18 protein-coding genes are annotated in these 24,375 nt (G+C 39.9%); 3 read left to right on the top strand and 15 right to left on the bottom strand.

Annotated elements, in window-relative coordinates; genetic code table 11:
• Positions 1–143 precede the first annotated feature (143 nt).
• The 6 genes from NSQ84_RS03315 to NSQ84_RS03290 form a co-directional block, all read right to left on the bottom strand.
• Positions 144–572, bottom strand: coding sequence for a DUF2935 domain-containing protein (locus tag NSQ84_RS03315; RefSeq protein WP_063389235.1), 429 nt, complete (start codon positions 570–572; stop codon positions 144–146).
• Between the two features lie 228 nt (positions 573–800).
• On the bottom strand, positions 801–2,789 hold the full coding sequence (locus NSQ84_RS03310) for a sigma-54-dependent Fis family transcriptional regulator (protein WP_066246779.1): 1,989 nt from the start codon (positions 2,787–2,789) through the stop codon (positions 801–803).
• Positions 2,790–3,307: 518 nt separating this feature from the next.
• Positions 3,308–3,808 carry an acetone carboxylase subunit gamma gene (locus NSQ84_RS03305; RefSeq protein WP_063389236.1) on the bottom strand — a complete coding sequence of 167 codons (501 nt, stop codon included), beginning with the start codon at positions 3,806–3,808 and terminating at the stop codon, positions 3,308–3,310.
• Positions 3,809–3,812: 4 nt separating this feature from the next.
• The gene (locus NSQ84_RS03300; protein WP_066246781.1) at positions 3,813–6,092 is read right to left on the bottom strand and encodes a hydantoinase B/oxoprolinase family protein; all 2,280 of its coding nucleotides are present in this window, start codon (positions 6,090–6,092) and stop codon (positions 3,813–3,815) included.
• Between the two features lie 22 nt (positions 6,093–6,114).
• Positions 6,115–8,262: a hydantoinase/oxoprolinase family protein gene (locus NSQ84_RS03295; protein ID WP_063389238.1), complete on the bottom strand. Its 2,148-nt coding sequence runs from the start codon at positions 8,260–8,262 to the stop codon at positions 6,115–6,117.
• 552 nt (positions 8,263–8,814) lie between these two features.
• Complete coding sequence (locus NSQ84_RS03290; protein WP_063389239.1) at positions 8,815–9,696, bottom strand: LysR family transcriptional regulator; 882 nt, start codon at positions 9,694–9,696, stop codon at positions 8,815–8,817.
• Between the two features lie 110 nt (positions 9,697–9,806).
• Between NSQ84_RS03290 and NSQ84_RS03285 the strand changes: the two genes are divergently transcribed.
• The 3 genes from NSQ84_RS03285 to NSQ84_RS03275 are packed head-to-tail and all read left to right on the top strand — an operon-like array spanning position 9,807 to position 12,361.
• Positions 9,807–10,508 (top strand): CoA transferase subunit A, encoded by a 702-nt coding sequence (locus NSQ84_RS03285; RefSeq protein WP_063389240.1) that lies wholly within the window; start codon positions 9,807–9,809, stop codon positions 10,506–10,508.
• A gap of 17 nt (positions 10,509–10,525) precedes the next feature.
• On the top strand, positions 10,526–11,179 hold the full coding sequence (locus NSQ84_RS03280; RefSeq protein ID WP_063389241.1) for a CoA transferase subunit B: 654 nt from the start codon (positions 10,526–10,528) through the stop codon (positions 11,177–11,179).
• Positions 11,180–12,361, top strand: coding sequence for an acetyl-CoA C-acetyltransferase (locus NSQ84_RS03275; protein WP_066246782.1), 1,182 nt, complete (start codon positions 11,180–11,182; stop codon positions 12,359–12,361).
• A gap of 289 nt (positions 12,362–12,650) precedes the next feature.
• Here the strand turns inward: NSQ84_RS03275 and NSQ84_RS03270 are convergent, their stop codons facing one another.
• The 9 genes from NSQ84_RS03270 to xylB all read right to left on the bottom strand — a co-directional run bounded on the left by NSQ84_RS03270 (position 12,651) and on the right by xylB (position 24,360).
• A complete protein-coding gene (locus NSQ84_RS03270) occupies positions 12,651–14,300 on the bottom strand; it encodes a ribulokinase (protein WP_082829344.1) in 1,650 nt (549 codons plus the stop codon).
• Positions 14,301–14,325: 25 nt separating this feature from the next.
• On the bottom strand, positions 14,326–16,113 hold the full coding sequence (locus NSQ84_RS03265) for an L-fucose isomerase (RefSeq protein ID WP_063389244.1): 1,788 nt from the start codon (positions 16,111–16,113) through the stop codon (positions 14,326–14,328).
• 23 nt (positions 16,114–16,136) lie between these two features.
• Positions 16,137–17,609, bottom strand: a complete 1,473-nt coding sequence (locus tag NSQ84_RS03260) for a rhamnulokinase family protein (RefSeq protein WP_327856560.1) — start codon at positions 17,607–17,609, stop codon at positions 16,137–16,139.
• A 29-nt stretch (positions 17,610–17,638) separates the two neighbouring features.
• A complete protein-coding gene (locus tag NSQ84_RS03255; protein ID WP_066246786.1) occupies positions 17,639–18,289 on the bottom strand; it encodes a class II aldolase/adducin family protein in 651 nt (216 codons plus the stop codon).
• Between the two features lie 146 nt (positions 18,290–18,435).
• Entirely contained in the window at positions 18,436–19,392 is a 957-nt protein-coding gene (locus NSQ84_RS03250; RefSeq protein WP_066246995.1) for an ABC transporter substrate-binding protein, read from the bottom strand.
• Positions 19,393–19,495: 103 nt separating this feature from the next.
• Positions 19,496–20,494, bottom strand: a complete 999-nt coding sequence (locus NSQ84_RS03245) for an ABC transporter permease (protein WP_063389247.1) — start codon at positions 20,492–20,494, stop codon at positions 19,496–19,498.
• Positions 20,495–20,560: 66 nt separating this feature from the next.
• Positions 20,561–22,066: a sugar ABC transporter ATP-binding protein gene (locus tag NSQ84_RS03240; RefSeq protein WP_066246787.1), complete on the bottom strand. Its 1,506-nt coding sequence runs from the start codon at positions 22,064–22,066 to the stop codon at positions 20,561–20,563.
• Between the two features lie 60 nt (positions 22,067–22,126).
• On the bottom strand, positions 22,127–22,795 hold the full coding sequence (locus tag NSQ84_RS03235; protein ID WP_066246789.1) for a transaldolase family protein: 669 nt from the start codon (positions 22,793–22,795) through the stop codon (positions 22,127–22,129).
• Positions 22,796–22,830: 35 nt separating this feature from the next.
• A complete protein-coding gene (gene xylB, locus NSQ84_RS03230) occupies positions 22,831–24,360 on the bottom strand; it encodes a xylulokinase (RefSeq protein ID WP_082829345.1) in 1,530 nt (509 codons plus the stop codon).
• Positions 24,361–24,375: the final 15 nt, after the last annotated feature.

Here is a 24,375-nt window from a genome sequence, read left to right as displayed (position 1 = left end):
TTATAAATAAAATTTTTTCTTACTAGTATTCCATAGTATGTAAAAATATCCTCATACTCTCGAAATTACACATCATAGATATAATAATAAAATCCAGGAAAACAAAAAGGAAACTCCTTCAAAAAAGGAATTCCCTTGAAAATTTACTTGCTGCCATACAACAGCACTTGCGCTATGCCGACAAAATATTCTGATTCACGAATAATATGGTTCAAAACAACTTTGGCGGTCGGATTTTTTCGAACAGCAGCGCTTTCCGTTTTAATTTGCCGGCATAATTTAATAAAATCGAGACTTTGCTTTAAGCAAAATGACACCAAATTCAATACTCGTTGATAAAGCTTTGCTGGAATATAGTAAGGGGAGCGTATGACAGACTCAATATAGCGCACAACCTTTTGATGCGTCTTCGACAATTCTTCTTCCCAATTTAACAAAGCATCTACATAGTTTTGCTCTAAATTTGCCACCAGCTCTCGGATCACAACAGTATGCTCTTCCTCTTGATGCTTCCAAAACTCCGCTTCATCCAATATGCGAAGCGGCATTTGCTGACCGTAATAAAATTGCATCATCCATCCTCCCATGATCGTCGTTCATTTCAATTGTATGGAAGGAATGGATAAGGTATGATAGCTTTGTTTGAGGATCTTTTTATTTTCAACACACTAGCTTCTATTATCTATGACACCGTAAAAAAAAGCGCCTTGCCTAGGCATTCTTTTGTTTTAAAAAATTTGAGATGTGATGACATGTGAAGAGTTTAGTGAATATGATTGGATTTACGCGAGAAAATCGGCTTATGTTTGTTTTAGCTGATATTTTTTTAACTTCCGATAAAGAGTGGACCTGGCAATATTCATTTTTTTGGCGACAGCTGATAAATTCCAGCCTGTTTCCTCTAAAAGCCTGACAAGCACTTTTTGCTCTTCGACTTCTATTAAAGATAAATCTTTAAGCTGGTTATTGATGGAGAGGCTCATTCTGTTTTCAATAAAGTATGCCGGTAAGTCTTCTATCCTAATAACAGGAGAATCACTAAATATGACGGCATACTCAATGACATTTTGCATTTCTCTTATGTTGCCGGGCCACGAATATTCTAAAAAGTAATTTAAAGTTTCTTGCGCAATGGAAAGGGATTCTCTCGCATACTTTTTTGCAAATTTTTTTAAGAAATAATCAGCAATCAGAGGAATATCTTCCCTTCGCTCACGAAGAGGAGGAATATTAACCGTAACAACGTTAAGTCTAAAAAATAAGTCTTCGCGAAAAAGCCCTTGTTTACACAAGGCATATAAGTTCTTATTCGTTGCAGCAATAATTCTCACATTGATTGGAATCGTTTGAGATGAACCCAGCCTCATAATCTCCTTTTCTTGCAGCACCCTAAGCAAATGGACTTGCAGATCTAGCGGCATCTCGCCGATTTCATCTAAAAACAAGGTTCCTTCGTTTGCTTCCTCAAATTTTCCTTTCTTCCCTTCTTTCGAACCTCCGGTAAAAGTTCCACTTTCGTAACCGAACAGTTCACTTCCAATCAATTCTTTCGGAATTGCGCCACAGTTTATTGCTAAAAAAGGTTTGTCTCTTCTCTGACTAGATTGATGTATTGATTTTGCAATTTTTTCCTTTCCTGTACCGCTTTCTCCCAACAGAAGAATCGGAACATTTGAAGGAGCAGCTTTATAACATTTGTTTAGTGCTGTTAACAATGCATCCGATGTCCCAATAATATCGTTCCATGGTTCATCCTTGAGAATGTATCGCGCAGTGGTACGGAATACCTTTTTGTTATCCTTCAACACGACCATATATCCAGCAACTTCCCCTTTAAAATGAATCGGCTCGATTGCTAAAACCTTGAAATCTCGAACCATCAAATCGCTGGAAATATCGTTTTTCGCAGAGAATTTGGACATCCTTTTCATCTCATTTATTAAAGGATGAAAATCAGGATTTACCGCCAAATCTCCTGCATGTTTCAGGTTAAATAATTCCATTAGCTTTTCACTGCTCTTCACAACATAAAAGGCATGGTTCAGTACTAGAATATGATCGTTTTTCCATTTATTTGCGCATTGAAAAAAATAATCTATTAAATAGTTATTCACTTTCATATAGACGTATGCAAGCTGTTTTTCAATCACTTGTGCAGTGGATACAGCTAAACCAAGTGTATGAGGCTGAGCATCTTCCCAAAATCCTGTAAAATCGATGACACCGATGACCTCTTTTGTGAAGGGATGAATGATAGGAGCTGAAGAACATGTCCATGGATGACATCCTTGACAAAAGTGTTCTGCAGAAAAAATTTGAATGGGATTTTGGGTGACGATACACGTTCCAATCGCATTTGTACCTGCTGCATTTTCGCTCCAGTCCATGCCAACTGTGAAATTCATTTTTTCCGCTTCCCGCAAAACATACGGTTCACCTTTCAAATAAATTATGCAACCGTTTTCATCTGTCAGCGTGATAAGATACCTAGTACCTTTCAACTTATAAAATAAATTATCAATAATCGGTTTCGCAATTTGATATAGCTCAGATCCTTTTAACAGATGATTTAATTCGTATTCTGTTAAAGCTGCCTTCGTTTGCAATTGCATCGGGTCAACTCCAGTTTCCTGACAGCGGCTCCAAGAATCTAAAACATTTTTTCGTATTTTGCCCGATATTTTATCTTCCCACGATCTTTCCACAAACATTTCCCATAAAGTTTCCAAATCTCTTTTTTTATCTGGCAAGTTGTGCGTAGAGAAAATAGATATATATGGATTGCCCATGTACTCCCCCCTCCTCTTGAACATATTATCAAAATTTTTCGAAAATAGATTATAAAAATACTTTATTCGGGGCTTTAAAAGCAAAAAACTTACCACCCCCGTAGTTCTTAAGGAATTACACACCAGTGATGATAAGCAAGGAAGTGACAAGTGTTACCACAATTATTAACGTATTTACTCGAAGATATCAAGTGTCTAGATTCGCATTTTTAATCTTTTGAATCAAATTCATGCGTTCACCATCGCTTTATCAAAACGATGTCAAATGTTTAACGCATTTGCTCAAGTGTGCATGCGACAGATTAATTTTGAGCAATACGTTTTGAACTGCTTGTCGTGAAAAATTCTGTTTGTTTATGGTATTCTCTCTAAAAATGAAATAATGTGTCAACTTTCTATAGTTTTTTTAAAACTGCTTTAAATAAAAGTGGATAACCTTTGTGATGAAAACACTCGGTTATCCACTTGCTGTTCGATTGTGTCAGCCTTTAGTCAGAAACGAACTCCTGGTTGATGGTTTATTTCACTTGAGGTATCGGACGCTTCAGCCATTCATTGTAAAATGCATCAATATCTGGTTCAAAATCTTTTAAGATTGGATACCAAGGTGTTACAGCTTCTACCTCCAGTTGACTTGCACAATTTGGGCAATAGTATTCACGTATAACCTGCCACTCCGGATCTGGAGCAAGCAGCTTCGGATACAGCTCCACCATTTTTTCCTCTGTATCACGAACGTATATAAGCGCATGAAGTTTCCAGTTGTCACTTGCCTCACAAAATTCATGTCCGCAATCACACTTTACGACTCGTTTGCCATCTGGCTTCAAAACGATATAAAGGTGAAGTCCAGCCGGCAATAGAATTGGATCATCCCATGGAACTCTTTCCTGCAAAATGCTGATATATTTATCAAATCGGTCAGTATCCTTAAAATTTGAAAGCATTTCTTTTAATTTGTAAAAATCAATTGTTCCGTCGATCAGCTCTTCAATCGTCTTACGATCATATTGTGCCATGTTCTCACCCCGTTTTTTTCTGATGATTTATTTTTGCTCCAAAGGTTGGTACACCTAACTCATCTTCTGATAAATGCCATTCTGTCGGCAGATTCCAGAACTGTTTAAACTCATTCGCAAATTTTTCACTTAAGGCAAAGCTGCCGGCATACATATGACGAACCTGTACAGCCGCTTCTTTGTTTAGAATTTTTTGTCTCTCCTGCTCCATCCATTCTTTTACAGGAACCCCGCGCTTTAGACGCTCTTTTCTCATTTTTTTGCGGCGTTTTTCTGTCGCTTTTTCATCAACGATATACTTGCCTTTTTCATTTTTGCTGACAACTGCTCCGTAAACGCTTTCTGCATAACGCGGCAGCAGCAGTCCTTCATTTAAATCATCCTCAATCATTTTCGGCTTGCGCTCAAGCGGATCCCCAAAACCAGGTCCCCCACGAAGGTAATTTAAATACAGATCGTAATTTTCAAAAATTGTTTCTGTTGTAATGGATTGCTTATCACGGATAATTTCCTTTGCTTCCATTAAAGTATCGTATTCTGGATTATCCGGATCACTGTCTCCCCCTGTAGGAATAGGCAGTCTTTTTTCGATCCGTTCTTTCAAATTCGTTCCATGTGCTTCAAAACGGTATCCTGATGCTGCTGGATAGCCTCCCATTAAACCGCAGTCACTTGACATATAGCCATTTCCCATAAAGAACATCGTCCAGTCTTTTGCACCATATACCATCCGCAAAGTCTCGTAGCCGCTGCCTCCCCGGTATTTTCCATACCCTGCTGTATTTGGTTTTATGCTTCGTCCCAAATAAAGAAGCGGTTCTGCGAGCTCCCAAATTTCCATATCTCCCATATCACCTTCAGGGTTCCAGATGGCTGCCGCATGGTTAATACCGTCTCTTACCGCACTTGCTCCGACCCCTTCGGCTGCTGATTCGAAGCTGTTAACGGCATGATTTTCGTTAAATTGGTTATATCCTCCTCCTTGCAGCCAGTTAGAAGTGTTGGCATTTCCGGCGTTAACTTCTTCTAAATACCCGCGTGCAAAGTAGTTGCGGCTAAGTGCACGCCATAATGGACTCCATGCAGATACAAGGAAGTGCCATGCATAGCTGTGAGCGGTCCGAATATCGTCCGGATTTAGCCATGAACCGTAAGGCAAGTCGAACTGGCTCGCATAATAAGCGCCATCATTAACCCGATCGTTCGGGATGAGCGTTTGCGACATCATGACCCATATTCCGCTCGTAATCGAAACAGGTGTAGCATTGTAGCTGTGCCATCCCCATCTGTTAACGCCTTCAAAGTCGATTTGGAACTTGCCATCTTTGTGAACAGTCAGTTCTGTTGGGGCATGCATAATCGTGTTTACACGAGCGTAAGGAGGAACATCTAGGTTTTTATACGGTACGTCCACAAATGAAACTTGGCGGTATTTACCCGGAATCAGCAACGTTTTTACTTGATTGACAAAACCGCGCCGTCCATCCTCAATTACCTCGCGAATAAATTGTTTATAAGTGTCGACACCTTCCTCCTTGACAATATCAAGGACAAGGTCTCTGATCATATGGCAGCCGGCTACGCGAGTCCGTTCATCAAGAAGCCAGTACTTTGTTGTTCGGACAGAACGCTGGCTTTCAATAAGCCAATCTTTTAAGAGCGTATCGTTTTTACCGATTTTACGGCAGGCCACTTGATAACCGTCATCGTAACGGCTAACTGGTCCAACGGTCATACTTCCTGGTGCAGTCGCCCCAACATCAATTACGTGGGTAACTCCGCCAACCCAGCCTATCAGCTCGCCCTCGTAAAAGATTGGAACAATTGTATGAACGTCACATGGGTGCACATTTCCGATCTGGCAATCATTGTTACAGAAAATATCTCCGTCTTCAATTCCCGGATTCTCTTCATAATCGTTTTTAATCATGTATTTAATCGCTGCGCCCATCGTCCCGACGTGAATGATAATTCCAGTAGAAGTTACAATCGAATCTCCTTCAGGAGTGTATAAAGTAAAGCATAATTCCCCTTCTTGCTCAACAATCGGGGAGGCCGCCACTCTTTTGGCCGTTTCCCTTGCATGCACAACTCCTCCCCGCAATTTTGAAAAGATCTTTTCATAGCGGATTGGATATGACTCTTTTAATGGCAATGTTTTTAAACCTGCGTAATGTCCTGTCTCTCGGCTGATTTCATCAATTTCTTTACGCATTTGCTTGAGTGTTTTTCCGTGCCAACCAATATTTTTCTGGCTTTGTATTGTTTTTTCAGTAATCGTCATGAAAAAATACCCTCCTTTTTCCTTAAAGTTCTTTTAAGTGGAAAATGCGATGCTCATCAAGATATGTTTCAAAACCAGGCGGAATCACAAACGTTGTGGCTGGAGATTCTAAAATTGAAAATGCACCGATTTTGTTCCCTGGCTTCAATTTTTCCATTTCCCAAATGTTTGCTTTGATCCACTCGCCCTTCCAATACACATCACGCTGGCCAAGAAACGCTTCTGACGGCGGAGTTTCTCCAGATAGAGGCTCCTCAGGAATTTTCGGCTTTGCCACTTCAACAATACCGCGTACGATTGCTCCTGTGATGCTGTAACCGAGTTCAGGCGATTTGGCCGCTTTTGCGTAAATTCTCGCATACGTTTCTTCGAATGCTTTGACAAGCTCTTCCCAGTCGTTAATATCCTTAAACTTTTGAATCGGCGATTCAATTTCAAGGTCGTTTAACTGACCTTGGTACTGCATGCGGAAATAAAGACGGAAACTCACATCTTGTCGTTTAAAGTTATTTTTCTCAAATTCAGCTGCCACTTTTTCGATTAGTTCATCCCAAGCATCCTGCAATTCTTTACCTGCCTTCAGCTTACTGCTGTCTTCATCCCCGTTGTTTACATTGATATCAAGTGTTTTATCATAGCGGTATTCAAAGTCTGCCGCACCGCAGCCAAAAGCAGAAAATCCAGCTGCCCACGCCGGTACTAGAACATCTTCAAAGCCAAGACCTTTTGTGTAGCCGGCAGTATGAAGCGGACCGCCGCCTCCATAAGAGAAGCATACATATTGAGATGGCGAATACCCTTTTCCAAGGATCATAGATTCAAGATAATTGCGCAGTTGCGACTCAAGCAGATCGATAACACCGTATGCTGCGTCTTCAACAGATAATCCGAGCGGATCGGCGACCTGCTTCTTCAATGCTTCATAAGCTCTTTCCGGATATAGCTTAACCTCGCCGCCAAGGAAATTATCCGGGTTGATTAGTCCAAGAACAACGTGGCAGTCGGTTACTGTTACCGTTTCTATGCCGCCCTCCGGATAACAAACGCCGACTCTCGAACCTGCGCTGTCCGGTCCAAGTGTTAATGATTTGAAGTTCGGATCCACTCGCACAAAGCTGCCTGCCCCAGCTCCAACAGTATCCATGGAAACAAGCGGTAATGATAGTACAAGCCTTGCCATATCTGGGCTTGTATTAATACTCAAATCCCCTTGAGTAATAAGAGCCATATCAAAACTTGTTCCGCCGATATCCGAGCATGCAATATTGCGAATACCGAGTTGTTCACCAAGATATTTCGCGCCAACTACTCCCCCAATCGGACCTGAAACGAGCGTTCTTGCCAGTTCATTTGCACGCGTACTTATCGTTCCACCGTGGCTGGCCATGACCCGAAGATCAAATTTTGCCCCGTGATTTCTTAACATGTTATCAATTTTCGACAATGTCTCCCGAGACGGGTCTGCTGCATATGCTTCAATAATGGTTGTATTTGTGCGGTGAGACTCTTTTCTAACAGGGTAATAATCAACCGATGCAAACACAGGCACTTCTTTTCCGACTTTCTTCATGACTTCCTTTGCAATATCCCTAATTTTTCGTTCATGCTGCGGATATTTGTAAGAATGAAGCAAACTGATCACAATTGCTTCGACATCCTGTTCCAGAAGGTCCAATACTGCTGGTTCCACTTCATGTTCATAAAGTGGAATGACAACGTTTCCAAATAAATCGACTCTTTCTGTTACGCCTCTTGTCAATTCTCTCGGTACAAGTGGAGGATCGTAACGATGAGTATTCAAGTGTAAACGGTCTGAATAAGAATATCCTAGGTAAGCCTGGATCGCCCGGCCCATTCGATGGAAATCCTCCATCCCTTTATTAACGATCAGACCGACGCGGCGTCCTTTCCTTGACACGAGACGATTCAGCATCGCTGTTCCGGAGTAGACACCCGCAAGCAATTTAGGAAATTCTTCTTCTACTGTTGTGTTCCAGTAAGTTAGTGCATCCCTTGCAGAGTTGAGAAGACCAATTGATTCATCTTCAGGTGTGGATTGTGCTTTTCCGACGACAAATTCACCATTGTCGTCAATAATGAAGGTATCTGTCATCGTTCCCCCTGCATCGATAGCAAGTATTTGTGCATTGCGAGTTGTTACTGCTTCCATCCATTTCTCTCCTTTCTTTTTTCAAAAATTGATTTTGTTTTCGCTTTTTACTTTGCAACATTCGTGCCAATATTAAAAATTATCAAAAAGTTGAGAAGAGAAAAGGCTTTCGAAAATTAGAGAATGGTGAAAGAGAATGATGAATTGTAGCGAATCGCTACACTGTTTCGCTACAATTTTTTCGTACAACAATACAGCTAAAAAAGAATTTGTTGCAATTCGCCCATAGAATTTTGTTGCTTGCTCCATACAATTCGACAGACAGCTTAAGCTCGATCAAGAGATTTTTTGTAAAAAAATAGACCATCTTTTAGTCTAGTAAACATAAAAATAACGACAAGGAATTTTCCAAGGGACAACAAAGACGACTTGAATGACAAAGCCACTATTGTACCGTCCTAATTTTATGATGGAAAATTTGATGAACAATAACTGCAGTTTCATTTTGTTTCTAAGTAAAAAACAAGTTTGAATGTTCTGAAATTTTAGTTGGAAACAGTTGATACTTTGATGAAAGTCGCCATTATCGAAACGATAAATACGTTTGAAAAATCATAATGGATTTTCTTTAAGCATTTCCAGCAATTTTTTTAAAGCAAATGAGTGATATCTGCCTTTTCTCGTAATGATGCCGAGTCTCCAAAGAAGAGGCGGATCTTTAAGCGGAACAATCGTGATGTTGGGGCTGTTCTGTTTATGAAAAATCATTTTCGGCATTAAAGTAATACCTAGTTTTGATGAAACAAGCTCAAGAATTAAATCCCATTGCGAGCTTTCATATGAAACAATTGGAGTAAAGCCTGCATTTTTACATGTGTTGATGATGTAATCGTGGAGTTTGAAGTTTTTCGAAAACAATATAAACGGTTCATCTTTTAATTCATGTACTGAAACTGTTTGTTTTTGTGCAATTGGGTGGTCACGATGAATAAACAAGACAAATTCTTCTGTAATAAACGGATGAATATGAAAAACGGATTCGTCTACAGGCAGTACAACTATGCCAATGTCAATCTCTCCTTCTTCCACTAATTGTTCGATGACCTTTGCCCCAAGCTCTATAAGTTCAAGTTTCACATTCGGATAGTTTTGATGAAACATTCTAGCAATAGAAGGAAAAAACAAAGTTCCAATGAGCGGCGGAACCCCCATCTTAATCTCTCCAGTCGCAAGATTAGAAAGTTCATCTAATAACATTTTCATTTCTTCCAACGTTTCAATCAATTTTTTTCCTTGCTGATATACAATTTGACCTGCATCTGTCAAACGGAGATGACGAGTTGACCTTTCGATCAGTTCAACATGCAGCTCAGCTTCAAGCTTTTTAACGGCTTTGCTCAATGAAGGCTGTGATAAGTAGGAATATTCAGCAGCCTTTGTAAAGCTGTTATGATTGGCAACATCAATGAAAGATTGAATATCACGAAATTCCACCATACTCCCCCCTTATTTATTCACTATTGGAATAAATTGTATTCTTTTTATCTATTTTACTTATAGATAATGGGAATGTAAACTCTTACATAAGACAAAGAAAGGAGGAGATGTTCATGAACAAAATCATGAATTCATTTTCGGAAGCGGTTTCAGACATTCAAGACGGTGCATCCATTGTTGTAGGCGGATTTGGGTTGTGCGGAATTCCAGAAAAGACTATTCAAGCTTTACGTGACAAGGGGACAAAGAATTTGACTATTTACAGCAACAATTGTGGTGTCGATGATTGGGGACTTGGTCTTCTACTCAAAAATAAACAAATAAAAAAAATGGTCGCTTCCTACGTCGGGGAAAATAAAATTTTTGAACAGCAATTTTTAAGCGGCGATTTAGAAGTAGAACTTATACCACAAGGTACTCTTGCAGAACGAATGAGAGCAGGTGGAGCAGGAATTCCGGCTTTTTATACCGCAACAGGTGTCGGAACGCCGATCGCAAAAGGAAAAGAAGAAAGAGAGTTCAACGGAAAAACATATTTGCTAGAGGAAGCCATCGTTGCAGATTTTGCTTTTGTAAAAGCGTGGAAGGCTGATACTTATGGGAATCTTGTGTATCGGAAAACAGCGCGAAATTTTAATCCGCTTGCCGCAATGGCAGGTAAAATCACCATAGCGGAAGTGGAACAAATTGTTGAACCTGGTGAACTTGATCCGGACGAAATTCACACACCATGTATTTATGTTCAACGCTTACTGGTAGGAACGAATTATGAAAAACGCATTGAGCGGAGAACAGTGGTTACTAAATAAAAGAAGGAGTGATCAGGATGTCTAACAATCGATTAAAGATTGTTAAGCGTGCGGTAAAGGAAATTGAAAACGGAATGATTGTCAATCTTGGCATCGGAATGCCAACACTTATTGCCAATGAGATTCCGTCCAATTTCAACATCTTATTACATTCAGAAAATGGGCTGCTTGGCATTGGACCTTATCCGGTTGAAGGGGAGGAAGATCCCGATTTGATTAACGCTGGTAAAGAAACGATTACTACAGTGCTCGGCGCTTCATTTTTTGACAGTGCCGAATCATTTGCAATGGTTCGTGGAGGACATATTGATCTTGCTATTTTAGGAGGTATGGAAGTTTCAGAGAACGGCGATTTAGCCAATTGGATGATTCCAGGAAAAATGGTCAAAGGTATGGGCGGAGCAATGGATCTTGTAAACGGTGCGAAACGCGTCATCGTCATTATGGAACATTTGAACAAGAGCGGGGAATCGAAAGTGAAGAAAGAATGTACACTTCCACTTACTGGAAAAGGTGTCGTCCATCGATTGATTACCGATTTAGCCGTGTTTGACTTTACAGATCAAGGGATGGTGCTGATTGAAACAATGGATGGTGTTTCAGTTGATGAAGTGATAGCAAAAACAGAGGCAAAATTCACAGTTTCTCCTGAACTTTCGGAGGTGAATTAAATGGTAAAGACAGTTATTTTAGAAGGAGCGCGTACCCCGATTGGAAAATTTAACGGATCGCTTGCTCAATTAACAGCATCACAGCTTGGCGGTATTTCGATGAAAGAGGCTTTAATGCGAGCAGAAGTAAAGCCTGAAGATGTGAATGAAGTCATTTTCGGAAATGTTCTTCAGGCTGGACAGGGACAGATCCCGTCGCGCCAGGCAGCACGTGAAGCAGGTATTCCTTGGAGCATTAAAACAGAAACAGTGAATAAAGTTTGTGCATCCGGTCTTCGCAGTGTAACAATGGCTGATCAAATCATTCGGGCAGGCGACGAAGAAATCATTTTGGCAGGCGGCATGGAGTCAATGTCAAACGCTCCATATGCATTGAAGAACGCAAGATGGGGGTTAAGAATGGGTAATGCACAGATGGTTGATTTAATGATTCATGATGGCCTGTCATGCAGTTTTACTGGTGTTCATATGGGGACGTACGGAAACAAAATTGCGAAAGAGTATGAAATATCGCGTGAAGAACAGGACAATTGGGCTGTGAGAAGCCATAAAAGAGCAATTGCAGCAATCGAAGAAGGCAAGATGGCAGAAGAGATTGCAGCGGTTGAAATTCCACAGCGTAAAGGCAGCCCGCTTGTCATTTATAAAGATGAATCACCGCGAAAAGACACAACGAAAGAGATTCTGGCAACATTACCTCCTGTATTTGGCAAAGATGGAACGATTACAGCCGGCAACGCACCTGGAATTAATGATGGAGCTGCAGCGCTTGTACTGATGAGCGATGAACGGGCAAAAAGAGAAGGTAAAAACGTTCTTGCAACCATCATTGGCCATGCAGAAGTTGCGGTTGAAGCAGAAAATTTTCCAATAACACCGGGCCTTGTCATTCTTGAGCTATTGAAAAAGACGGGGAAATCTGTCGATGATATCGACTTGTTCGAAATTAATGAAGCATTCGCAGTCGTTGCACTCGCTAGTATAAAAATTGCGGGAATCGATCCGGAAAAAGTGAATGTAAATGGCGGTGCTGTTGCCCTTGGTCACCCAATCGGCGCAAGCGGCGCGCGTATTCTTTTGACACTAGCGTACGAATTACGCCGTCGCGGAGGAGGGATTGGAATCGCAGCGATCTGTTCTGGAAGCGGTCAGGGAGATGCCGTGATGATTGAAGTAAAATAAAATGGATATAATTTGAAACCTATAAACAAAAAGAGTGAATTTGACCAAACTAATTATTATATTGATTTAATAGAAACATAATCGCCATTTTGCATCAAGCTTTGATTCTATTAAAACATTTAGCATCAGTAGTTTTGTGCGCCAGTGCAAAATAAAAAAGAAGCCTCCATAAAATCAGGCCCCATTGAAAGCAAAAAATCATAAACATCGATATATCAACGTTTCAAAACATTAAAGGGGGCATCAATAAGCCGTAAAAGCGACTTATTAGACACCCCCGTATTTTGTATTAATTTTTTATTTTTTTCATCACATTGTTCGTTCCGCGGCCGAAATAGTTTACCAATTTTTTATACTCTTCATAATACAAATTATATTTTTCTACGTGATCCTGTTTCGGATAAAAAACTTTGTCTTTTAATTTGGCCATATTTGCTGCTGCTTCTTCGATCGTATCGTATCCACCTAGTTTTGATCCTGCAGCAACAGCTCCGAACATTGCAGCTCCGATGGCTGATGTGATTTTGTTAGATGCGATCTTGATTGGTCTTGCCGTTACATCTGCATATATTTGCATGAGCATTTCATTTTGATGAGGCAGTCCGCCGCATGCAACCAATTCATTAATTTCGATTCCTGCATTCTCAAAGCTTTCAATGATCAAGCGTGTCCCGAATGCTGTTGATTCAATTAATGCACGGTAAATTTCTTCAGGTTTTGTATTCAGCGTAAGACCGACTAATAAACCTGACAAATTGGCATCAACTAACGGAGTTCTATTTCCATTATGCCAATCCAATGCCAGCAATCCTTTTGATCCTGGAGGCAATGTGCTGGCTTTTTGTTCCAAATATTGATGAATAGATAGATTTTTGGCCTCCGCTTCTCTTTCGACATAACCCGGCACAAGCTCTTTGACAAACCATGCAAAAATGTCGCCAACAGCAGCCTGGCCTGCCTCATATCCGTAGTAGCCAGGGATTATTCCATCTTCGACGACTCCGCTGATTCCTTCGACAAACTCTTCTTTTGTGCTTAACAGCATATGACAGGTGGAGGTTCCCATAACCATAACCATGCTTCCAGGTGCGGTAACTCCTGCACCTGGAACAGCAGCATGAGCATCTATAATTCCAATGGCAACCGGTGTTTTTGGTTTTAGTCCAATTTTTGCTGCAAACTCTTCCGTCAGCTCGCCAGCCTTGCTGCCGATCGGAACCACTTCACCCGACAGTTTTGTTTCATAAATATTTTCCATCAATGGATGAAGTCTTTTTAAAAATTCTTTTCTTACATAGCCTTCCTGTTTATGCCACATTCCTTTATAGCCGGCAGAACAGCTATTTCGTTTCACTTCACCGACCATCAGCGACGTCAGCCAATCAGCTGCTTCAAGGAACAATGCCGCTTCATGATAGAGCTCCTCACGATCATGTATAATTTCTAATATTTTCGGCAGCATCCATTCTGACGAAATTTTTCCACCATAACGCTTTAACCATTCTTCATTCGACTCGCTTGCTAATTGATTAATTGTATCTGCTTCTGGCTGCGCTGCATGATGTTTCCATAATTTTACCCATGCATGCGGCTCATCTTTCCATTTTTCCAGAAAACATAATGGTGTTAATTGTTCATCGACAGGCAGAATTGTACAGGATGTAAAATCAATTCCTATGCCGACGATATCATCTTTGCTCACCCCGGAATCCTCTAACACTCTCGGGATGGACGTTTCCAGCACATCTAAATAATCTTGCGGGTGCTGAAGAGCTGTACTGTTTTTCAGCTTCTTCTGCTTATGAGGAAGAGTTTCCGTTATGACTCCATGTTTATATTGTGTGGAATGAGTACCAGCAACCTCACCAGTTGCAACATCTACTAAGACAACTCTTCCAGATTCAGTCCCAAAATCTACTCCGATTGCGTATTTTTTCATAAGCATCCCGTTCCTTTGTTACTTGTTATTTATAGATCGGCCCAAAGTTTTTACATGCTCTGTAATCAGCGCCTTCAAGATCTTTTGTTCCAAACATGCTCCAAGCATCTGGTCTGAATATTTTTTCCTCAGGTACATTGTGCATATTTACCGGAATGCGAAGAATGGATGCCAGCGTGATTAAATCGGCTCCAATATGACCATAGCTGATGGAACAATGGTTGGCTCCCCAGTTATTCATAACCGAGTAAACATCTTTAAATGCACCTTCTCCGGTTAGATTCGGAACAAACCAAGTGGTAGGCCAAGTTGGATCGGTCCGTTTGTCAAGCACGTCATGAACTTCTTCCGGCAAATCAACCGTATATCCTTCTGCAATTTGCAGAACAGGACCCAGCCCTTTAACAATATTTAAGCGCGAAATCGTTACAGGCATGCCGCCTTTTGTTAAAAAGTCAGTTGAATATCCGCCGCCTCTGAAGTATTCAGTTGAAGCAGGTCTAAATTGTGTTGCTTCCAAGCATTTTTTAATATCTTCATCTGTCAATTCGTAGTATGGTTTAATAACTGGTTTGCCGTCTTTTGTTTGTTCTCCTGTTCCATCCAATGCAGCCGCTCCAGAATTAATTAAATGGATGATTCCGTTTGCCGCTCTCCCTTCAAGAGTATAGCCAGTTACCCGCTTGACAGCCTCCGGACTCCAATAAGTTCTCACGTCGGCAAAAATTTGCGCCGTATTAGTTAAAAGGTAGCCGAACAACATGGAAATGCCGTTCAAGTTATCATTTTCCGTTGCAAAAATATATGGCGCTCTTTTTCCGTTCCAGTCAAAAGATGAATTTAAAATCGTTTCCATAAAATCTCCATTTGGGAAATAGTCGGTCCATTGACGCTGTCCTTGGAAACCAGCAACAATGGCGTTTCTTCCTAGAGCTTCTTCTCCATATCCCATTTCTTCTAATTTTTTATTGCCAACCATTAAGTCGCGTGCGATAAGAGCCATTTTTACGCTGATTTCCCAATCTTTTTCCTTCTGCTCTTCTGTTCTTTTAAAGCCGTCGCGATTGTTGTCCGGACCAACTTTACAGTTTTCCTTCACCCATTTTAAGGCTCTTTCATATTCCTCTTTATCGTAAATTTCCAGTTCAATTCTGCGCACGAATTCGCTCATATCAACATATTCATTTCTCATTCCAAGATAGTTTTGGAAAAAGTCTTCTTGCACAACACTTCCTGCAATTCCCATTGATACAGATCCAATGGAGAGATAAGATTTACCCTTCATCATAGCAACAGCCAGTCCTGCTTTTGCAAAACGAATGAGCTTCTCTTTTACATCTTCAGGTATATTCGTATCTCCTGCATCTTGAACATCCTTACCGTAAATTCCAAAGGCAGGAAGTCCTTTTTGGTTATAACCTGCTAGAACAGCAGCTAAATAGACAGCGCCAGGTCTTTCTGTTCCATTGAATCCCCAAACTGCTTTCGGAATGTGAGGATCCATATCCATTGTTTCAGTTCCATAGCACCAGCATGGAGTAACAGTAATCGAAACGCCAACGCCTTCTCTTGCAAACTTTTCAGCTGCTTCTGCCGCTTCTTTTACTCCTCCAATACATGTATCTGCAATCACACATTCCACTGGCTGTCCATTATAATAAAAAACATTTTCCTCCAGTAATTTAGCTACAGCTTTTGCCATGTTCATTGTTGTTTCTTCTAATGATTCACGAACTCCTTTTCTTCTGCCGTCGATCGTCGGGCGTATTCCTATCTTTGGTAGATTTCCTACATATCGTGGATCTTTTGCCATCTTTCATTCCTCCTGTATGTTATTTATTTAATGATTGCTAGAAATGATTTATAATGTTTTTCCCAATGATCACAGTTTTCGGGTTCATATGTTTTAAAGCTAAAGGAGTTGGTAACAATTTTTCTTGCTTCTTCTAAGTCTGCAATTTCTCCAAGGGCAATTAATTGAGAAAGCATATTGCCGATTGCGCTGGCTTCCACCGGCCCTGCATAAACGGTACGCTTTGCGGCGCCAGCAATAAATCGACAAAACCATTTGTTTTGTATTCCCCCGCCTCCCATATGAATCGACTGGATGTTATGGTGGATTAAATTTTCCAGCCGTTCGATCACGAAACGGTATTGAAAAGCTAAGCTTTCCAATATACATCTCAAAAATTGCCCTTTCGTTTCCGGAATAGGCTGTAAAGTTTTTTGACAATAATCTTGAATAGCTTTCAGCATGCTTGGCGGGTTAAAAAACGATGGATCATTTGGATTTATAAAAGAACGGAACGGTTCTGCTTCTTCTATCAGCCGGCTTTCTTCTTCATAGGAGATGCCTTCGCCATTATCGTTCCATTCTTTTTTACACTGTTGAATAAACCATAAGCCGGTATTGTTTTTTTGCAAACGGAACTTCCCGTCAAATGTCCCTTCATTTGTGAAGCCCCATTCATAAGCTTCATCTGAAACAACCGGCTTTTCAACCGTCACACCGATCAGCACCCATGTTCCGCAGCTCATAAAACAGCTTGTTTGATCATTTTGGATCGGCATGGCACCTAAAGCACAAGCTGTATCGTGTCCTGGAACCGCGATGACATTGGCCGGATCGATCCCTAATTCCTTATTAATAGATGCTTTCGTTTTGGCCAAAATGCGATTCGTTTCTACCAGAGGTGCAAAATTCACCTTATCTGCAAACAGCTTATTTAAAATCGTCTCATCCCAATCTTTTTTTTCCCAATTTAATAGTTGAGAAGTCGACGAGATTGTAAATTCATTTTTGATTTCCCCTGTAAACAAATAGGCGAACAGACTCGGTGTCATTAATATATATTTTGCCTTTTCTATTAGCTCAGGCCTTGTTTTCAAAATCGCATACAGCTGATAAAGCGTATTGATGGCAGCTGGCTCTACGCCAGTCATTTGAAAAAGTTTTTTCTTATCTATCTTCTCATGGACTTCATCCATAAAGAGAACGGTATGTGTATCCCGATAAGAATACGGGTTTTCTAATAGATCTCCTTCCTCAGAAATGAGACCGAAATCTACTCCCCACGTATCAAAACCAATTCCATCGATCCTTTTTCCATAAACCTCGACAAATTTTTTTATTCCTTTTTTCATTTCAGCAAATAAGTAGTTTAAATCCCAATGCAAATGATCTCCGATCGTGATGGGGTTATTTTGAAAACGGTGAATTTCTGTTATGTTTAATTTTCTATTTTCATATTCTCCGAGTATTAATCGACCATTCGAAGCACCCAAATCAAAAGCTAGTACTCTTTTCATGTCATTCGCACTCCCGTAAAAAAGCCTGTTTATGACTTCTTCTTTAACAGACTGGCCCGATACTTTTCGGATGACAAATTTCGTAAATCTTCGCACTCTTGTTCCGTTAAAATTCTCGGAGTACCAACAGTTGAAGCGATGGTAAATACTTTTGCTGATTCTTCGGTTAATTGCATATAAAAAAATGCTTCTTTCATCGTTTTGCCGACTGTGAGCACTCCATGGTTCCTCATCACAATGACATCGCTGTCATGGATGACTTCTCCAACAGCATCTGCTAAAAGATTGGTTGTAGGAATAATATAATCTAAGTAGGAAACTTTCTTTACCATTGCAGGAAAATCGGGGAAAAGCATTGGGATATCTTTCCCTGCACTAGAGACTCCAACAGAGTAGCTAGGATGCGCATGCAACACTGCATTGATTTCTGGATTTCGCCGAAAGCATTCTAAATGCATGAGCAATTCGGAGGAAGGTTTTAAATCTCCAAAAACTTCTCCAGTGTCAATTTTTACTTTAACCCATTGATCATCTTCAATCTCCTTTAAATCAAAGCCGCTTGGTGAAATGTACATATATTCACCATCACGCATGCTGAGATTTCCACCGGCTCCAACAACTAAACCAGCATCTACAATTTTATGTGCATATTTTTTTAGTTCTCCGATTACTGCTGACATTAAATTCCACCTCTAGTATATGTTTATCATCTTGAAAACAATTTTTAAGTTTCGTTTCACCCTGTTTTTATGAGCTGGTTAATCTTTTTCCCCTTCAAGTATTTGTATAACTGGGGCTGCAAAATGCATCCCCAGCTTTCAGGTTATTATTCGTAAATGGCAGATTTAATTTCTTCATTATCAAGATTGGTTTTGTCATACCAATAGAATCCTGTGTCAATAACCTTTTCTACTTTCTCGCCATTGATTGCTTGAACAGCAGCTTTTACTGTTTCATAGCCGATACCGACCGGATTTTGTGTAATGGCTCCTGCCATTGTACCGTCTTTAATCGCTTCAATTTGCTGTTTACCAGAGTCAAAGCCGATGACAACAATTTTGCCTTGTTTATTCATTTCTTTTACTGCATTAATTACACCGATAGCTGAACCTTCGTTGGCACCATAGATCCCTTTTAAGTCAGGATGCGCTTGGATGATTGCTTTCGCTAAGTCTGTAGATTTTAATTGGTCACCGCCGCCATATTGAATGTCGACAATTTCAATATCTGGATATTTTTCTTTTATTCTCTCAACAAATCCATCTCGGCGGTTAACACCAGTTATACTTGTTTGGTCATGAACAATTAGCGCAACTTTTCCTTTGCCTCCAATTTTTTCAGCCATTTTGTCTGCCGCTAACGCTGCAGCAGCTTTGTTATCTGTAGATGCAGTTGCCAAAGGAATATCGCTGTCAACCCCTGAGTCAAATGCAATAATCGGAATACCTTTTTCATCCGCTTCTTTTAATAAAGGAATTGATGCTTGGCTGTCTAGAGCAGCAAAACCAATTGCATCCGGCTTTTTATCAATAGCTGTTCTTAACATTTCAATTTGTTTGTCGACTTGAGATTCACTTTCTGGACCTTCAAACGTAATTTCTACGTCAAACTCTTTTGCTGCTTGTTCAGCACCTTTTTTAACAGCTTGCCAGAATTGATGCTGGAATCCTTTAGAGACAATAGCGATATAGGGTTTTCCACTGTCGCCTCCTGCGGATTCAGAGCTTCCTTCGCTCTCGTTTTTCGAGGAGCTTCCGCATGCTGACAAAATGAGCGACAACATTAAAATACCGCATAGAGTTAACAACCATTTCTTCACTGAATTTTCCCCCTTATAATTTTTTATTTTTTAACTCTAGTTTGTAACTAGAGATAAAAAACGGAATTTAACTGCTTTTGCCTCGACGGATAATATCGATATAAACTGCAACCAAAATGACAAATCCAACAACAACTGTCTGCCATTCTTGAGGGATTGACATAATTCTCAAACCGTTTGTTAATACGCTCATAATAAGAGCCCCAATAACTGTTCCTAAAATAGTTCCTTTACCACCACTTAACGAAGTCCCTCCGATAACGACAGCTGCAATTGCTTCCAACTCATACCCGGCTCCCAAAGCAGGCTGTGCTGAATTAAGCCTTGAAGCCATTAAAACTCCTGCTATTCCTGTAAACACACCTGCAACCGTGTAAATGATGATTTTCCATTTATCCGTATTGATACCGGATAATCTTGTCGCTTCTTCATTGCTTCCAATAGAAGTTGTAAAGCGGCCAAAAATAGATTTCGTTAATAAAATTCCTGCAATAATTGCCATAATAATGAAAATTAGGACACCGTTAGGCAAATTAAATCCTGGTATAATTGAACCTAATGCAATTTCACTGAAGCTAGGTTTATCACTAAAATAAATTGGAGTTGCATCTGAAATAACAAGTGCTAATCCTTTCGCGATCATCATCATCGCCAATGTTGCAATAAATGGAGGAATTTTTAATTTTGAAACACTGAATCCGCTTATAAATCCCATTAAAGCACCAGTCAAAATTCCGCCTAAAATGCCGACTATAATTGGCAAATCCCAAAAGACGATAAATACCCCTGTCATAACAGCACATAGAGTCATTCCTGTACCAATGGAAAGGTCAATTCCTCCAGTCATAATAACAAATGTAGTTCCTAACGCCATGATTCCGATAACTGTCGTTGATAATAATATCCCGGTAATATTAGTCCAATTTAAAAAGTTATCGGAGGAAATGGTAAAAAACAGAATAAGTACAATTAAACTAGCAAATGCCAATATTTGTTGCAGTGCATTGGATTTTAATAGATTTCCACTCTTTTTTGTTTCTGTGTTAGGTGCAGTTCCTGTACTCATATTGATCCTCCTCGTTTTGTATTCCAAATCCTTTTGACATTAATGATACTTAAATCGGACTCCAATTTATGATCTAGTTCGTGTTGCATAATCCATAATCTTTTCTTGAGATGCTTCCTCGTTCGTCAACTCTCCGGTGATTCTTCCTTCACACATGACGATGATTCGATGGCTCATTCTTAATATTTCCGGTAATTCGGAAGAAATCATAATAATGGATTTTCCTTGCTGAGCCAGTTCATTCAGCAGCTGATATATTTCAGTTTTCGCCCCAACATCAATTCCGCGTGTAGGTTCATCAAAGATTAAAATGTCGCAGTTTTTAGCAAGCCATTTGGCAATGACAATTTTTTGCTGGTTTCCTCCCGATAAATTCTTCGCTAGCTGTTTGATGCTTGGCGTTTTAATTTTCAGCGACTTTACATACTCTTCTGATGTTACATATCCTTTTGAGTCATTGACAAAGGTCAGCCAATTCACGTAATTGCTCAGTGAAGAAATTAAAATATTCGAATTCACGTCCATTTCAAGCATTAAGCCGTATCGTTTTCTGTCCTCAGACAAATAGGCAATTCCGTGTTTTACTGCATCTTCAGGCTTATTGATTTTCACTTCTTTTCCATTGATAAAAATTTGCCCTTCATCGATTTTGTCAGCACCGAAAATGGCTCTTGCTACTTCTGTGCGTCCAGCTCCCATTAAACCGGCAAAGCCCAAAATTTCTCCTTTTTTCAAAGTAAAGCTGATATTTTCTAAAAAGTTTTTGGTCGATAAGTTTTTCACTTCCAGGACTGTTTCAGCCTCTTTTGAAACCGTCGTTGTAGGGCGAGATTCATCCTGGATTTGACGGCCTACCATTAACGAAATTACCTTTTTCATATCTGTATCTTTCGTATATAACGTGTCGATGTATTGACCGTCGCGCATGACTGTTATTCGGTCAGAAATGACTTTCAATTCTTCCATTCTGTGTGAAATATAAATGATGCCAACACCTTTGTTTTTCAAATTTTCAATTAAATCAAATAATGTTTTAATTTCAGATTCCGTCAATGCGGCAGTTGGTTCGTCCATCACGATAATTTTCGCATTGTAAGATAACGCTTTCGCAATCTCCACCATCTGCTGCTTTGCCACTGTTAAATCTGATACTGTTTCTTTAGGATTTAAATTAATATTGAGTTTCTCAAGCAACTCGGCTGTTTTTTCATTCAATTCCTTTTCCTTCAAAAAGAAATTAAATCCGGTGCGAGGCTCCCTGCCAATAAAAATGTTTTGGGCAACCGTTAAATCAGGCATTAAATTTAGTTCTTGGTGTATAATGCTAATGCCCATTTCCTGTGCTGCTTTCGCATTAGGAATTTCAACTTTGTTGCCTTCTAAGTAGATTTCACCTTCATCTTTTTGATAGACTCCAGACAAAATTTTCATTAAAGTCGATTTCCCAGCACCATTTTCGCCAACTAATGCTAGAACTTCCCCATAGTTTAAATCCAGTCGAACTTTTGATAATGCCTTTACTCCAGGAAAACTTTTGCTTATCCCTTCCATTCTTAATAATTGAGCTGACATCCTATCACCTACTTTACGTAACTGTCATTATCCGTCCTGAATTTTTGTTCCACTTTTACATTAATAAGATTTTTCAGATTTTTTCGCGGATTGGTACTGCTTCCAATCATTTAAAAACCCTTTTAACCCGATATTTGTAAGATCTGACGCAAACATTTTCTTAAAAATATAAAATGGCATCGTTACAGCATCTGCGCCTGATTTTGCAAGATCAACGACAACCTGCGGATTTCGGATGCTTGCTCCAATAACTTTCGTTTCCGCATGCATTTGATGAATAATTTCTTTTGCCTCTTTAATAAATTGCAGCCCGTCAATCGCATGATCATCCATTCTTCCGATGTAAGGGCTTATAAAATCCACCCCTGCTTTGGCAGCTAATACAACTTGAGGCAGTGTATAAATAAGAGTCATATTCACCTTTATGCCTTCCTGTTTCAATTGATAAGCTGCGGATAATCCTTCTTCAGTCATCGGGAGTTTAATGACAATATCTTTTCCCCATGTGGACATTTCTCTCCCTTCAAGAATCATTTCTTCAGCTGTTTCTCCTGTTACCTGGCACCAGACTTCTCCATTAATTTTGGAGGAAATATCCACAATAATTTGCCGAAACTCTCTATTTTCTCTTGAAATAATGCTTGGATTGGTTGTAATCCCTGCTAAAAAGCCATATTTTGAAGCAAATTCTATTTCTTGTTCATTTGCGGTGTCTAAATAAATGTCCATGATTTTCCCCCTTTCTCGCACAATTGTTTGTACATTTATTCAACCCCGTTCCATTGATTAAAAATCGGCTCCACTTGTTTATAAACTTGTTCAAACGCTTTCAAAGCTGTTTGATAAGATTGATGGTTGCGTTGATCTGGTTCAAATGATTCAGCTTCAACACACCAAGCTTTCGCTGCTGTCAAATCTTTCAGAAGGCCTACTCCTACACCGCCTGCAACCGCAGCGCCCATCGAGGTCGTTTCATCCAAAATTTTCGGTATACGGATGGTAACACCGAAAAGATCAGCCAGCATTTGCCGCCATATTCTGCTTTTCGCTCCGCCTCCAAACAGCCATATGTCTTGAAATGGTCGATCATAATTTTCTTGCAGAGCATCGAAAATAAGTTTTAAATTCATTGAAATCCCTTCCAAAACAGCACGAATCAAATCAGAACGTTTATGATTGATCGTTAATCCTATGAAACTGCCTTTTGCGTTTGGATTCCACCAAGGAGACCGCTCCCCCATTAAATACGGAAGAAAAATCAATTGATTGGAGCCGATTGGTGAGCTTTCAGCCTCTTCATTCATCATTTCATAAATATGCTTCGCTGCATCCGTTTTCAAAACGTCTTGAAACAGTATGTCTCTTAACCATTGAAAGGAAGTCCCTGCTGCTTGCATCGTTCCGATGGGAATATATTTATTTTCATCCAAATGGATAAAATTGAATGTCCGCATTTCTTGATCAAAAACTGGACGAGATGATGAAAATGAGATCCAGGAAGAAGAGCCAATGTAATTAAAAATATCTCCCTCATCAATCGCACCTGCACCTAATGCAGCACAACACCCATCTGCACCGCCCATTACAACAGGTGTACCAGGCATCAGACCTGTTTCTTCCGCCGCCTTTGAATGAACTTCACCAACAACCGCTGTTGAAGGCAAAATCTCAGGCAATTTTTCATCATCAATTTGCCATAATTTTATTAATTCTTCCGACCATTCTTTCTTTTTAATATTTAATAGATTCGTGCCGCTTGCATCAGAATAGTCGGTGGCAAATTTACCCGTTAGTTTAGCAATTATATAATCTTTTGCTTGTAAATATTTAAATGTTTCTTTATGAACAGCTGGTTCATTTTCTTGAATCCAATTAATTTTTGCTGCAGAATAGGATGGGGATAATCTGTTTCCAGTAATTTCATAGTGTTCTTTCATTCCTATCTTTTCTGCAATTGTTTCTGTTTTTTGCGCCGAACGCATATCAGCCCAAATAATTGCATTTCTTACAGCTTCTCCTTTATGATTGACTGGGACAGCCCCCATCATCTGGCCGCTGAACGTAATGCATGCAATTTGTTTCGGATCAATTTTTGCTTCTGCAATAAGTTGTTTTGATGCATTTGCCACGGCATCCCACCAATCATTCGGATTTTGTTCAACCCAATGCTGCTTCAAAAAAATGGTGGAATATTGATAGGTAGTATGAGCTATGATTTCACCGTCCGGCGATATTAATGTGGATTTATTTCCGCTTGTCCCCAGATCATGAGCAAGAATAAATTTTTGCACCATATTGTCTCCACCATC

Origin of the sequence: Aeribacillus sp. FSL K6-3256, assembly GCF_037965805.1 — a bacterium.
Lineage (GTDB): Bacteria > Bacillota > Bacilli > Bacillales > Aeribacillaceae > Aeribacillus > Aeribacillus composti.
Note: the sequence above shows the minus strand (reverse complement) of the source record. Positions and strands in the feature narration are given on the sequence as shown.